16 protein-coding genes are annotated in these 13,832 nt (G+C 52.6%); 1 reads left to right on the forward strand and 15 read right to left on the reverse strand.

Annotation, left to right across the window (positions count from 1 at the left end; genetic code table 11):
• Positions 1 to 18 precede the first annotated feature (18 nt).
• From murA to ACFQ1Z_RS09005, 14 genes are all read right to left on the reverse strand, one after another.
• Positions 19 to 1,290: a UDP-N-acetylglucosamine 1-carboxyvinyltransferase gene (gene murA, locus ACFQ1Z_RS08940; RefSeq protein ID WP_379057044.1), complete on the reverse strand. Its 1,272-nt coding sequence runs from the start codon at positions 1,288 to 1,290 to the stop codon at positions 19 to 21.
• A gap of 1 nt (position 1,291) precedes the next feature.
• Entirely contained in the window at positions 1,292 to 1,600 is a 309-nt protein-coding gene (gene grxD / locus ACFQ1Z_RS08945) for a Grx4 family monothiol glutaredoxin (RefSeq protein WP_379057045.1), read from the reverse strand.
• Between the two features lie 41 nt (positions 1,601 to 1,641).
• A complete protein-coding gene (locus ACFQ1Z_RS08950; RefSeq protein ID WP_379057046.1) occupies positions 1,642 to 1,890 on the reverse strand; it encodes a BolA family protein in 249 nt (82 codons plus the stop codon).
• A gap of 66 nt (positions 1,891 to 1,956) precedes the next feature.
• Complete coding sequence (locus ACFQ1Z_RS08955) at positions 1,957 to 2,703, reverse strand: ABC transporter permease (RefSeq protein ID WP_379057204.1); 747 nt, start codon at positions 2,701 to 2,703, stop codon at positions 1,957 to 1,959.
• Between the two features lie 68 nt (positions 2,704 to 2,771).
• Positions 2,772 to 3,686: an ABC transporter ATP-binding protein gene (locus ACFQ1Z_RS08960; protein WP_379057047.1), complete on the reverse strand. Its 915-nt coding sequence runs from the start codon at positions 3,684 to 3,686 to the stop codon at positions 2,772 to 2,774.
• A gap of 78 nt (positions 3,687 to 3,764) precedes the next feature.
• Positions 3,765 to 4,058 (reverse strand): STAS domain-containing protein, encoded by a 294-nt coding sequence (locus ACFQ1Z_RS08965; protein WP_379057048.1) that lies wholly within the window; start codon positions 4,056 to 4,058, stop codon positions 3,765 to 3,767.
• A gap of 20 nt (positions 4,059 to 4,078) precedes the next feature.
• Entirely contained in the window at positions 4,079 to 4,681 is a 603-nt protein-coding gene (locus ACFQ1Z_RS08970; protein WP_379057049.1) for an MlaC/ttg2D family ABC transporter substrate-binding protein, read from the reverse strand.
• 25 nt (positions 4,682 to 4,706) lie between these two features.
• Entirely contained in the window at positions 4,707 to 5,252 is a 546-nt protein-coding gene (gene mlaD / locus ACFQ1Z_RS08975) for an outer membrane lipid asymmetry maintenance protein MlaD (RefSeq protein ID WP_379057050.1), read from the reverse strand.
• Between the two features lie 25 nt (positions 5,253 to 5,277).
• A complete protein-coding gene (gene mlaE, locus ACFQ1Z_RS08980) occupies positions 5,278 to 6,063 on the reverse strand; it encodes a lipid asymmetry maintenance ABC transporter permease subunit MlaE (protein WP_379057051.1) in 786 nt (261 codons plus the stop codon).
• A complete protein-coding gene (locus ACFQ1Z_RS08985) occupies positions 6,063 to 6,866 on the reverse strand; it encodes an ABC transporter ATP-binding protein (RefSeq protein WP_379057052.1) in 804 nt (267 codons plus the stop codon). Before ACFQ1Z_RS08985 ends, mlaE begins: the two co-directional genes overlap by 1 nt.
• A 129-nt stretch (positions 6,867 to 6,995) precedes the next feature.
• A complete protein-coding gene (locus tag ACFQ1Z_RS08990) occupies positions 6,996 to 7,637 on the reverse strand; it encodes a type II secretion system protein (RefSeq protein WP_379057053.1) in 642 nt (213 codons plus the stop codon).
• A gap of 202 nt (positions 7,638 to 7,839) precedes the next feature.
• Complete coding sequence (gene ccsB, locus ACFQ1Z_RS08995; RefSeq protein WP_379057054.1) at positions 7,840 to 8,985, reverse strand: c-type cytochrome biogenesis protein CcsB; 1,146 nt, start codon at positions 8,983 to 8,985, stop codon at positions 7,840 to 7,842.
• A 12-nt stretch (positions 8,986 to 8,997) separates the two neighbouring features.
• Complete coding sequence (locus ACFQ1Z_RS09000; protein WP_379057205.1) at positions 8,998 to 10,935, reverse strand: cytochrome c biogenesis protein ResB; 1,938 nt, start codon at positions 10,933 to 10,935, stop codon at positions 8,998 to 9,000.
• 268 nt (positions 10,936 to 11,203) lie between these two features.
• On the reverse strand, positions 11,204 to 11,833 hold the full coding sequence (locus ACFQ1Z_RS09005; protein ID WP_379057055.1) for a c-type cytochrome: 630 nt from the start codon (positions 11,831 to 11,833) through the stop codon (positions 11,204 to 11,206).
• Between the two features lie 110 nt (positions 11,834 to 11,943).
• On the opposite strand from ACFQ1Z_RS09005, the gene yihA reads away from it, so the two are divergent.
• Positions 11,944 to 12,579 carry a ribosome biogenesis GTP-binding protein YihA/YsxC gene (gene yihA / locus ACFQ1Z_RS09010; RefSeq protein WP_379057056.1) on the forward strand — a complete coding sequence of 212 codons (636 nt, stop codon included), beginning with the start codon at positions 11,944 to 11,946 and terminating at the stop codon, positions 12,577 to 12,579.
• A gap of 30 nt (positions 12,580 to 12,609) precedes the next feature.
• Here yihA and trmB read toward each other — a convergent pair whose 3' ends face one another.
• On the reverse strand, positions 12,610 to 13,323 hold the full coding sequence (gene trmB, locus ACFQ1Z_RS09015) for a tRNA (guanosine(46)-N7)-methyltransferase TrmB (RefSeq protein ID WP_379057057.1): 714 nt from the start codon (positions 13,321 to 13,323) through the stop codon (positions 12,610 to 12,612).
• Positions 13,324 to 13,832 lie beyond the last annotated feature (509 nt).

Consider the following 13,832-nt stretch of genomic DNA (forward strand, 5'->3'; position numbering starts at 1 on the left):
TGTTCATTTGCGTATCGTTCAATTGGACCTGCGTACTTTGGCACCCAATTGATTCAGTTTTTCTTCCAGCCGCTCATAGCCTCTATCCAGATGATAGATACGGTCTATCACGGTTTCGCCTTCGGCCACCAGCCCGGCCAACACCAGTCCGGCTGAAGCACGCAAATCTGTCGCCATGACATTGGCGCCTTCCAGTGCCGGCACACCTTTGACTATAGCGCTATTGCCCTGGATCTCGATATTGGCACCCATGCGCTGCAGTTCCTGCACATGCATAAAGCGGTTCTCAAAAATGGTTTCCACTACCGTAGACACCCCTTCGGCCATGGTATTCATCGCCATGAACTGCGCCTGCATATCAGTAGGAAAAGCCGGGTGCGGGGCGGTGCGGATATTGACCGCCTTTAACTGGCCATTGCTTTTCACCGTAATGCTGTTGCTGTTGCTGTCGGTGCTGATCTCGACACCCGCTTCACGCAGCTTTTCGATCACGGCTTCCAGCAGGTCGGCACGTGCGTTCTTCAACGTCACCTCGCCACCGGTCATGGCGGCAGCCACCATATAGGTACCCGCTTCAATACGGTCACAGACGATATGGTGGTTCGCGCCGCTCAGGCTTTCTACACCTTGAATGGTGATGGCATCAGTGCCGGCACCAGTGATCCTGGCACCCATTTTATTCAGGCATTCAGCCAGGTCTACCACTTCGGGTTCTTTGGCTGCATTCTCCAGCACGGTAGTGCCTTGCGCCAGCGCAGCAGCCATCATCAGGTTTTCAGTGCCGGTCACCGTCACCATATCCATATAATAGGTAGCGCCCTGCAAACGGCGATTCGGCAAATGTAAGGTACTGGCCTGGATATAACCATGCGTGATATGCATGGCAGCCCCCATGGCCTGCAAGCCCTTGATATGCAGATCTACCGGACGTGAACCTATGGCACAGCCACCGGGCAATGACACGCGTGCGGTACCAAAACGCGCCAGCAACGGGCCCAGCACCAGGATAGACGCACGCATGGTCTTCACCATTTCGTAGGTCGCCTCAAATGAAGCCACATCACTGGCGTCCAGGCTGACCTGGTCACCGGTTTTGCTGACTTTCACGCCCATGGTATCCAGCAGTTTAAGGGTGGAAGCCACATCGCGCAGCTCTGGCACCCCGGTCAATACTAGCGGCGTTTCCGCCAGCAGGCCTGCACACAGGATAGGCAAGGCGGCATTCTTGGCGCCGGATACTATCACTTCGCCGTGCAAGGGCACGCCGCCCTCAATAATCAGTTTGTCCAATTTATGCTTCCGACAACAGGGTTTGCAGCTCGCCGCTCTGGTACATGCTGCGCATGATGTCAGCACCACCGATAAACTCACCTTTGACATACAACTGCGGAATGGTCGGCCAGTTGGCGTACTGCTTGATGCCTTCACGGATATCCATATCCTGCAACACATCTACTGCGACAAATTCAGCGCCGCAGGCGTCCAGTATCTGTGTCGCTACATTTGAAAAGCCACATTGCGGAAACTTAGGGCTTCCTTTCATATACAGCACCACTTTGTTGCTGGTGACTGTCTCTTTGATCTTTGCTTGTGCGTCCATGTTTTCTCCAATCGATTCTATTGTCTTGCAGCGGGCAGTGTTTATGCCTGCTGCATCTGTTGCCATTGTGCCGGGGTGTAGGTTTGCATGGCCAGCGCGTGTATCTCGGAGCGCATGCGGTCACCCAGGGCGGCATATACCAGCTGATGCTGCTGCACCATACGTTTACCTTCAAACAAAGGGCTGACCACCACCGCATCAAAATGCGTGCCGTCATCGCCATTCACTTTAATATAGTCGCATTCCAGGCCACTGAGGATATACGACTGCAATTGAGCTGCTGTTAACACAAGACCTCACTTTTATTTCAATATCAGCGCAAAAAGGGCTAGCGGTTTTGCTAGGCCCTGGCCGCACTAACTACGTAATTTATAACCGGATTTTAACATCTTTAGGCATAGCCACGCTAATGCCAGTACAAACACGGCCACCACACTGACACTCAGCCACGGCGAGACATCACTCTGGCCGAAAAATCCATACCTGAAGCCGTCTATCATGTAGAAGAACGGGTTGAGTTGCGACACCGCCTGCCAGAATGGCGGCAGTGAGTGTATGGAGTAAAACACGCCGGATAAAAACGTCAGCGGCATGATGACAAAGTTCTGGAAAGCCGCCATCTGGTCAAACTTGTCGGCCCAGATACCGGCAATCACGCCAAACGTGCCCAGCAGTGCACTGCCCAGCAAGGCAAAGCTAATGATCCACAAGGGATGCACGGTGGGCACATCGACCAGACACAATGCCACCAGGTAGATGCTGAGCCCGACCACCAGGCCGCGTATCATGGATGCGGCCAGGAAAGCCACAAAAAACTCCAGGTAGGTCAGCGGTGTCAGCAGCAAAAAGATGATATTGCCCATCACCTTGGACTGGATCAGGCTGGAAGAACTATTGGCAAACGCATTCTGCAGCAAGGACATCATCATCAGGCCAGGCACCAGAAAAGCGGTATAACTGACCTGCTCGTAGACTTTGACATGCGACTCCAGCACATGCGAAAAAATCAATAAATATAGCAATGCGGTCAGTATAGGCGAGGCTATGGTCTGAAACGCCACCCGCCAGAACCTTAACAACTCCTTTTTAAACAGCGTATACATACCGCGGTAGCGCGGGCTGATATGGTTATCCAGCCAGTAAAAGGGATTCAGCCATTTGAGTAACGATTTCATGATATTTGCCCGCCGTGACTACCGACCAGATTAAGGAACACATCTTCCAGATCCACCTCTTGCAGGCGTATATCCAGCACTGTGACTTCAGCCTGGCGCAATGCTGACAGGATCACTTCAATGCGGCTGATATCAGGCAGGTTAAAAATCACTTCATCCCCCTGTTGCTGTTTGATCAGGGGTTGCAGCTGCGCCGGCACTGTACCTTCCAGGCGCAGGCATAACTGCTTAGCGGCATGGCTGTGCAAAAGCTGCTTGGTGCTATCCAGGGCCACGATACGCCCCTGCTTCATCATGGCGACCCGTTCGCACAGGGTTTCGGCCTCTTCCAGATAATGCGTGGTCAGGATAATGGTATGACCTTGCTGGTTGAGTTTCTGGATAAAGCCCCACAGCATCTGCCGCAACTCGACATCGACGCCGGCGGTAGGCTCATCAAGCACGATCACCGGCGGTTGATGTGCCAGCGCCTGCGCGATCAGCGCACGCCGTTTCATTCCGCCAGACAACTGGCGCATATTGGTATGCGCTTTGTCAGTCAGCCCCAGGCCCTCTATGACTTCATCCACCCAGTCGTCATTTTCCGCGCCACAGCCAAAATAGCCGGCCTGGAAACGCATCATTTCACGCACGTTAAAAAACGGGTCAAATACCAGCTCCTGCGGCACCACGCCTAAAGCCATGCGCGCCTGCTGATAGTCTGACTGCACATCATGCCCCATGATACGGATATGGCCGCTGGTCGGCTGTAACAGACCAGACAACAGATTGATCAATGTCGATTTACCGGCGCCATTGGGGCCTAGCAGGGCAAAGAATTCGCCTGCCTGTATCGTCAGGTCTATGCCCCGCAACGCCTCAAACGCACCAAAATGCTTGGTAATACCCTGAATTTCTACGGCTGCCACCACGGTGTTGCCTTTCACTATCCTAAAAAAACGAAACCCCACCTCTGTGCAGAGCTGGGGTTTTCTGACTTATGTGCCTGCTTAATTCAACAGGAAACTATCCACACCATATAACTGCATCAAACTACGCAGATTGTCAGGCACCCCCACCACCGAGATAGACCCGGCCTGGGCGTGATCATGATGAAATTGCCGCTGTATTTCAAACACCAGGCTCACTGCCACCGTATCCACTTCTTCCACTTTGCTGAAATCCAGTGTCAATGGCGGGTCCAGGCGCATGGTTTGCAACTGGTCCAACACGTTGCTGATATTGTTGAACAGCAGATCGCCACTAAAGCTCAATATATTGTCCTGGTGCGTGATAGTTGCCACGATAGCCCTTAGCGAAATGATTATTTACCGGTTGCGGCTTTGTTTTTTTCAGCCAGCTTTTTATTCAGGCTGTCCAAACCGCTCTGGCGTATCTCTTGTGCAAACTGGCTACGGTAGTTGGTCACCAGGCTGACACTTTCAATGACGATATCGAATACTTTCCAGTCTTCACCTTTTTTGCCCAGCGTGTAGTCAACCGAAATAGGCTCGCCACCTGGTTGTTGTATCGCTGTTTTCACTGTTGCGGTATCGGCACCAGCTTCAAGACGGAAAGGCTTGTACTCTATAGACTGGTTTTTATACTTGGACAAAGCAGTGGCATAAGTGCGCAACAGCAAAGTCTTGAACTCAGCCTGGAAAGCAGCTTGTTGCTCAGGCGTTGCTTTGGTCCAGTTTTTACCGAGGACTAAACGCGATACCTTGTCAAAATCAAAGTTTGGCAGGATCTTTTCTTCAGCCAGGGCAAAGATTTTTTGCTGGTTACCGGCCTGAATATCTTTATCAGACTTGATGACATCAATCACATCATCGGCAGTTTTCTTCACCAGCTGATCCGGTGCCAAACCTGCAAATGCCACATTACTTACCAGCCATATGGCACAAGCCATCCACCATTTTTTCATCGAATTCCCTTTATTAACCGTTTAATTACTTACCAATTTTGTCCAACGGACTGGCATCTAACGCATCAGCACCGGTTTCGGTTGATGCCGCAGCAGTTTTTGCCGGCTTATCATCGCCTTCAGTCGCTTTGCTATATAAAAACTGGCTGATCAATTTCTCGAGCACAACTGCATCTTGTGTCTGCATGATTTTGTCGCCATTTTTCAAACTGGTTTCGTCGCCACCAGCTTCCAGACCCAGATACTGCTCACCTAACAGACCCGCTGTATAGATATTAGCAAAGGTATCTTTAGGAAAGCTGTAACGTTTGTCGATATTCAGACTCACGACCGCCTCATAAGTTTTGGGATCGAATCTAATTGATTCCACCCGGCCTACGACTACGCCCGCGCTTTTAATTGGCGCACGTGGTTTAAGACCACCGATATTCTCAAAGTTCGCGGTGACGGTATAAGTTTCACCGATATTGGTGGTGGTCAGGTTGCCGACCTTCATGGCCAGGCCCAGTAATGCAGCAAAACCTAGCGCCACAAAAATACCTACCCATAAATCAATTGCTGTTCTTTCCATTGCTACTCCCTCGTATATTTTTTATTTAGCCGAGCATAAACGCGGTTAACATAAAATCCAGTGCCAATACTGCCAGTGACGACGTCACTACTGTGCGTGTGGTTGCCCGGCTGACGCCTTCTGCAGTCGGTGGTGCGTCGTAGCCTTCAAACAAGGCGATCATGGTACACGCGATACCGAACACCACACTTTTGAATACGCCATTCAGGATGTCGTATTCCCAATCTACATTGGCCTGCATCTGCGACCAGAACGCCCCGGCATCTACGCCTATCAGGGGCACGGCCACCATATAGCCACCCAGGATACCCATCATGGTGAACAGCGTCGCCAGCACCGGCATGGCGATCACACCGGCCCAGAACCTGGGCGCGATCACGCGCGAGATAGGGCTGACCGCCATCATCTCCATGGCAGAAAGCTGCTCGGTGGCCTTCATCAGGCCGATCTCGGCGGTGATGGCAGTGCCGGCGCGGCCGGCAAACAGCAAGGCAGTCACCACCGGGCCCAGTTCACGCACCAGCGCCAGTGCCACCAGCACGCCTATGGCCTCTGAAGAACCATAGCGCTGCAAGGTATGGTAACCCTGCAAGGCCAGTACCATGCCGACAAAGAATGCCGACACCAGGATAATGATCAGCGACAACACGCCGGTGAAATACACTTCGCGTACGGTCAGCCGAAAGCGGCGGAAACTCTCGCCAGAAGAGATTAGCGTCAGCCCGAACAAGCGGGCACCGGCGCCAAACCGCCACATTTTATTAATAAAACCAGCGCCAAGTTTACTGAGCAGGCGTTCTAGTTTGCGCATCAACGTGCCCCTCTTAACAAACTGGCGTGATACTCGGGCGCCGCATAATGGAAAGGCACCGGACCATCTTTTTCACCATGCACGAACTGGTGCACGAAAGGCAATTCAGAGTTGCGCAAATCATCAGGCGTACCTTCGGCAGCAACTACGCCATTGGCTACAAAATACACATAATCGGCAAACTGGAAGGTTTCTTCCACATCGTGCGTCACAATGATAGAAGTCGCCCCCAGCGCGTCATTCAGGCTGCGGATCAGGTCACAGATCACCGCCATAGAAATAGGGTCCAGCCCGGCAAACGGCTCGTCATACATGATGATGCTAGGGTCCAGCGCAATCGCCCTGGCCAGCGCCACCCGCCGTGCCATACCGCCTGAAAGCTCGGTCGGCTTTAAAGCATGTGCCCCGCGCAAACCAACGGCATTCAGCTTCATCAATACCAGGTCACGTATCATGCTTTCCGGCAGATCGGTATGCTCACGGATAGGGAAAGCGACGTTCTCAAACACGGATAAATCGGTGAACAGGGCGCCGTGTTGAAACAGCATGCCCATTTTTCTGCGCAGGCGGTAAATGCCTTCGCGGTCTTGTTTGTGCACCACTTCGCCACTGACCAGCACCTCACCTTTGGTAGGTTTGAGCTGGCCGCCTATCAGGCGTAACAAGGTGGTTTTACCACTACCGCTACCGCCCATGATCGCCACCACCTTGCCTTTTGGAAAGGTCATATTGATGCCGTGATGCAACAATTTACCTTTGTAGCCAAAGGAAAGCTCTTTAATTTCTACGATTGATTGGGCCATGTGGTTGGTTTCGTTTGCAAGCGGCTCTCATTCTAAATCAGAATGCGTTTAGAATTATGTATGTATAACGCATAAAAGAAAAAGCCCGTAAAACAGGCTTTTTGCGCTCTAGATGTGTTGTATTCTACACTAAAAACTCATGCAAACTAAGTACGGCGTAGCTGGGTCTGGCGTTGCCACGCCAGTCCCCGGTGTGCTGCTGAGCACTATGCGCATCGCGCCGCCATTGCCTGCGCCATCATCGAGCATGGTGTCCAGTTGAGTGGCATATCTGCCTATAATCCCGTCTGAGCACAGGGCATGCGCGCTATTAAAAGTACCGCTGGTCACTGCGCTTAATGCACCTACACTGGTGACCCCCAGCCGGCCACCTTCGCTGTTTCTTGGGGCATATTGCCCACTGTTTATATCGGTAGTGCCGCTGGCCAAACCGGCAGCCCGCAAATGCTGCCACAGCAGAAACGACTCATCGCTTGCACTTTCCGAATTCCAGGCCCCTTGTATCAAACCGTTTTGCTGCTGACCAGCGGTACTGGCAATGTTAGCGTTGCCTAAATGTGCCACAGCGGCGTGATCATCGCCAGGCAGCGCGCGAAAGCGGTCCTGGTAGGCGTAAAAATAAGTGGGGATATTCCTGAAATCGCTGGCCAGGCTTTTCACCTTGGCATTTGCGATCAATTCCTGGCCGCGCATCACGCCGGCCAGCAACAACCCTGCAATCACCAGCACAATCGCTAACTCGATCAAGCTAAACCCTTGTTGCCTGTTCATATCGCATCCTCCTTTATGTTTAAGAAGCACCCTGCCGACCCGAGTAAGATTGGGTCCGGCATCTGCGATATTAACATTTATTAACTAAAGTAAATATCCGTTGGCGATGAGTCTTTCAGCATAGGGAGAGATATAAGCAAATGGGCAGGCGCTATTCACGCCTGCCCATCACAAGATGACTGTATAAGTCAGTTAGCGGGTGTTACAAGGTGCCGTATGAATGCAATCCACTGAGGAACATATTCACACCCAGGAAGGCAAAGGTGGTGACCAGCAGGCCAACCAGCGCCCACCAGGCCAGTATGGTGCCACGCAAACCTTTCATCAGGCGCAGGTGCAACCAGGCGGCATAGTTCAACCAGACGATCAATGCCCAGGTCTCTTTTGGGTCCCATGACCAGTAACCGCCCCACGCCTCTGCCGCCCACATCGCACCCAGAATGGTGGCAATAGTAAAGAAGGCAAAACCGATGGCGATGGCCTTGTACATCAGGTCGTCCAGCACATGCAATGCCGGCAAGCGGCTTGCCAGCACGCCTTTCCTCACCAGCAGGTAAGCGCCGGCGACCATGGCCGCCAGTGAGAAGGCACCGTAGCCGATAAAGTTGGCTGGCACGTGTATCTTCATCCAGTAACTTTGCAATGCCGGCACCAGTGGCTGTATCTCATTGGCATGTCGCACATAGGTATACCAGAGGATAAAGCCTACGGCGGCGTTGATCACTATCAGCACAATGCCGCCTAACTGACGCGTCTTGAACAGTTGCTCGTAGTGCAGGTAAAGCAGCGCGGTGATCAGGCAAAATAAAATAAACACTTCGTACAAGTTGCTGATAGGGATATGGCCTATGTCCGGCGCGATCAGGTACGACTCATACCAGCGCACCATCAGCCCGACAAAGCCGAACAAGGTGGCTGACCAGGTCAGGGCTGAAGCCACTTTTGCCGTAAAGTCTGATTTCTGGAACAGCGCCAGCCAGTAAGTGAGCATGGCCAGTACGAACAGAACATTCATCCACATCACGGCCAACTGGCTGGAAAGGAAGAACTTCAGAAAGAAATTCTTATCGCCATTCGCAAGTTGCCCCTGGTAGAAATAAACGCCCAGCAGGCTCAGTACCGCCACACCGAGCACCAGCCTGGCGATCGCCGGCCAGCGCCAGCCCAGATAACTGAATACGCCCACCGCCCCGAACAGAAAGCTGACTTCGTAGATATCCATATACCCAGCATAACGCTGGTAGGAAAAAATGCCGCCCGCCAGCAGCAGCACTGCATACAACCAGTCATAGGCAGTCAGTGATTGCCAAAAGGACGTGGGTTTGGTCCATGTTGATGATGTACTCATTGAATTTCCCCTCTAGCTATTAACAGGCGCTGATGTCGCCTGTGTTTGCAACAGCCCGGTAAGCTGCTGTTGCATGCGGACAAAGTCCTGATCCAGATCCATGTTTTTGCGGTTAGACGACATCGCCAGCAAAACCTCCTGCTGTGTGGGTTTGAGTAATAACCACACCCGTCGTTCCCTGATATAAAACATGGAAAAAATACCTAATACCAGCATCACCGAACCGAGGTAGACCCAGTTTTGCCCGGGCGAGCGCGTCAGCTGGAAGCCGCTGGCTTGTTTAAGCGTGTAATCCTTCAACTGGAAATAATACGGTGTGCCATAGAAAAACAGGTCATTCATGGCATTCAGGCTATCCTGGATAAAGATGGCAGTCGCCTGGTCTGGCTCGGCTGGTGCCAGATTGCGTTGTGCCCGGCTGATCTGGTAAGCCTGCAACGCAGCGGTGTTCAACAGTTTGAGGTAGGTTTGCGCCGCCTGCTCGCGCTGGTCTTTAGGCACGGCATTTTCAATGATCTTGGAAAGCTCGCTATAGCCGCCACGCTTAAAGGTCAACAATAGCTGTTGCAAGCTTTGCTCAAACTGCGCTTTCAGTTGCGCATTGCCGCTAGGCATCTGCTTGGCTACCTGGCTGGCAATCTCACGCATAGCCGCATCGTCACGCATGGTCTGGCGCAAGGCCATAAAGCCGGTGATCTCCAGCTCGTCATCTGCTGGTATCCGCAAGTATTTGAATTCTTCCTGCACCGTCTCGCGCATGCCGGAGACAAAATAGGCACGGCCATCCAACTGCAATGGCTGCATGTAATTGACATATTCACGTGCCTGGCCGCTGGCATTGCGCAATTTCAGCGTGGTATTCGGCCCTACATTGTGCGGCTTGCCTTTGCCATCTTTGGACAGGTTGAGGATATTGAACTGGCGGAACTCGTTGAACTCCACGCTCAACTTTTGCGCCCCTTCGCCCAGCGCGCCCTTCTGCAGGATCACGCCATCCACATCAAAGCTGTCCAGCTTGGCCGCCGCCAGGTTCCACAACTTGAATTTGAGTTGTGAGCCGCCATCCTGGAAATCAGATTGATAGATGGCGATCCCTTTGTGGATATAGGGGTGATTGACGCGTATGGTAGTTTCTATCGGCTTGGGCAAGTCGGGATCGGTAATGATGATATCGCTCTCGAACGACTTGGGCATACCGGTCGGGTAATGTTCGATACGGAAATCCTTAAGCCCCACCGTGAACGGCAGGTCCTGCACCAGGTAACCATCGCGCACGCGTACAAAAGCCACATTGTCGCGCTCACCTTCCGGCAAGGTCATATTGGCGCGGAAGGAAAGATTATTCACGCCCAGGCGGCTTTCTTCAGGCACTTTGCGCGTGGCGATATCGCGGGTCTCTATCTTTTTCAGGCCCAGCAGCTCTTGCACTTTCAGCGGCAGATTGCCATCCAGCAAGCCGCCAAAGCAGATCACCACGATAGCCGCATGCGTGAAAATATAGCCCAGGCGCTGATGGGTGCCCAGGCGCGCGGCAAACAGCACATCGCCGTTGTCGTGCTGTTTGGTTTTAAAGCGATAGCGCTCTGCGGTTAAAAACTCGCTCAGGCGGGATTGCGTTTCAGCAACGCTTTGGCTAGTCGGCAGACTGGTCTGGTGGCTGAACAGGCGCAGCGATTTCTCGGTGGCGTTTTCCTTGTAGGCACGCCACTCTTTGAGCATCAGCGGCGTATTGCGCAACACACACAGCGTGGTTGAAATCACCAGGAACAACAGGATCAACAGGAACCAGGCCGCGTGATAGACATCGAGCAGACCCAGCATTTCAAACATCTCAAACCAGAACTGGCCAAACTTGATGATGTAATTCTGGTAAGGCTCGTTCTGCTTGAGCACAGTACCAATGATAGCGGCCACGCCGAGCAGGGTCAGCAGGCTCACGGCAAAGCGCATAGAACTCATGAGTTCGTAGACACGCTGGGATAAAGGAACGGGCGCTTTCAATATGTTCTCTTCAAATCTGGCTTAGGTGATGGAGGGCAGGAGTCCACGTCAAACGCAGTCAACGTTGCACGCACACTGATGGACGACATGGATAATAAAAGCTTGCATGGTTTAACCCCGGGCGGGCTGAGAAAGATCACTGAGTGTGTCTGCATGCCGCAAAAACCACACTTAGCAAAAAAGGTGGCCGTGGCCACCTTTCTCAGTGTTGCTCAGCTTAACGCAGACCCTGGATATAATCTGCAACCGCCTGCATTTCAGCATCGCTCATTTTGGCGGCTATGGTCGCCATCATAGGCGCATTGGCACGCTCACCGGTGCGGAAAGTACGCAACTGCTGTACCGTGTATTCAGTATGCTGGCCGGCCAGACGCGGGAACTGCTTGGGCAAACCGGCACCAGTCACGCCATGACAGGCCGCACAGGCTGGTGTTTTAGTCGCCGCGATACCGCCACGATAAATCTTCTCACCCAGAGAGCCCTTGCCGTTTTCTTTAGCTTTGGCCAATTTGATACTTTGGCTGGAGAAGTATTTGGCAACGCCTTCCATATCTTCCTGGCTCAGGGCACTGGCCATACCGCTCATCACCGCGTTAGCGCGTGTACCATCTTTAAAATTGGTCAATTGCTTGAGCAGGTACTCAGGATGCTGGCCAGCCAGTTTCGGGTTAGCCGTGATCACACTGTTACCATCCGCGCCATGACAGGCCGCACACACATTCTGCACCACTTTTTCTGGACTATTCACCGCAGGCGCTGCTTCGGTAGTAGCAGCCTCTTCGGCAAATGCAGGCTGAATGCCCGTTACCAGCAGTACCAACAACCCTGCTTTAAAACTCTTCAACATAATTCAATGCCCCAACATTTTATTTGGCGCCATTTTATCAAACAAACCCTGTTCGTGATAGCATTCACAGCTGAATAGTCCATAAAACCTTGAGGCAACTCAACCCCACCATGCCAGTTTTCCAAAACGCCCGCTTTCATATCTCGGCACATCATTTACGCGACCTGCCGCCTGCCAGCGGCATAGAAGTCGCCTTTGCCGGACGTTCCAATGCCGGCAAATCCAGCGCGCTCAACACCCTGGCCAACCATAACCGCCTGGCATTCGTCAGTAAACAGCCGGGCCGCACCCAGTTAATCAACTTTTTCACGCTGGGCGATGACAAGCATCTGGTCGACTTGCCCGGCTACGGCTACGCCAAAGTACCAGAAGCCATGCGCAACCACTGGCAAAATGTGTTATCGCGCTACTTAAGTGAACGCCGCAGCCTGGCTGGACTGGTGCTGGTGATGGATAGCCGCCATCCGCTCACACCGCTTGATAAACAGATGCTGGACTGGTTCTGCCCCACAGGCAAACCGGTGCATGTGCTGCTGACCAAGAGTGATAAATTATCGCGTGGTGAATCGACCATCACCCTGAACAAAGTGCGCAAAGAACTGAAAGAGACCTGGGGTGACGAGATCAGCGTGCAATTATTTTCCAGCCTGAAGAAACAGGGCGTGGATGAAGCTGAAAAAGTACTCGGCGAATGGTTTTTAACCGCTGACACCGACCCGGCAGCAGCGCAACCCTTACCTGACTAACAACGGCAGCCTGCTACATCTGCCATCGCTTTAAGCTTTACGCTTAAACACCAGATCCCACACGCCATGGCCCAGCTTGAGGCCACGATTCTCAAACTTGGTCAGTGGCCGGTAAGCTGGCTTCTCCGCATAATCCACTGCCGTATTCTGCAACTGCGGCTCAGCACGCAACACTTCCAGCACCCACTCGGCATACTCCTGCCAGTCAGTCGCCACATGAATGTAAGCGCCCGCTTTCAGCTTTGCGCAAAGCAACTGCACAAACTCGGCTTGTATCAGCCGGCGTTTGTGATGACGCTTTTTATGCCACGGGTCGGGGAAGAAAATATGTACGGCATCGAGGGAGCCGTCGGCCAGCATATTCTGTAAAACTTCAACCGCGTCGTGCTGCACGATACGGATATTAGAAATATCGCCTTCCTGCATCAGCTTGAGCAAACCGCCGACACCCGGGGTATGTACTTCAACCGCGAGGAAATCGCTTGCCGGCAAAGTCTGCGCGATCTTGGCAGTGGCATCGCCCATACCAAAACCGATCTCGAGGATTTTCGGGCTGTCGCCACGCCCAAAAGCCTGCGCCAGGTCTAAGGCCTGCGCGGCGTATTCAATCCCGAACTGCGGCCAGCCGGTTTGTAGGGCGCGCTCCTGCCCTTTGGTCAACCGCCCCTGGCGCAGGACGAAACTGCGGATGCGGCGTTGGTAAGGGGCTTCGGAGGATTCAGGTGTTTGATCGATTTCAGTCATGGGGCGCATTATACTTTAGAGCGTGAATTTCCTTAGCATTTGGCAGGGGGAAGATTTCTTTTTTGTAGAGGATTCGTCTTCATGGTGGTGGGTTTAAGTAGCGTTGCTTATCGCCTATAGGCGAGTTGATTTTTTTGGCTTGCAAACTCTGTGCGGACTGCGCTGGGGGAGTGATGCACTATCTGCCTGTGAATTTCTAATCGGTATTTCTTTGGATGGTTTAGTGCTCCGTTTGCGCTCTGTTTTAGCGTTTTATTTCGCCTCTAGGCGAGTTACTTTTCTTTGCTTGCCCAAAGAAAACGTAACCAAAAGAAATGCACCCTAGCTTCCGCTTGTTTCCTGCGTTGCTCATCAAAATAAGCGCTCGCGAAACTCGCCCTGACAAGCCACACACTTCGTGGCTTGTTGCGGAGCTCAGACAGTCGCTCCCTTCCTCCTTATTTTGACTCCGCTACTCGGCGCGTCAGATAGGGGCCCAAAGTCAACACCACCACGGTGACACAATGGTC

Source organism: Methylophilus luteus, assembly GCF_042676265.1.
Classification (GTDB): Bacteria; Pseudomonadota; Gammaproteobacteria; order Burkholderiales; family Methylophilaceae; genus Methylophilus; species Methylophilus luteus.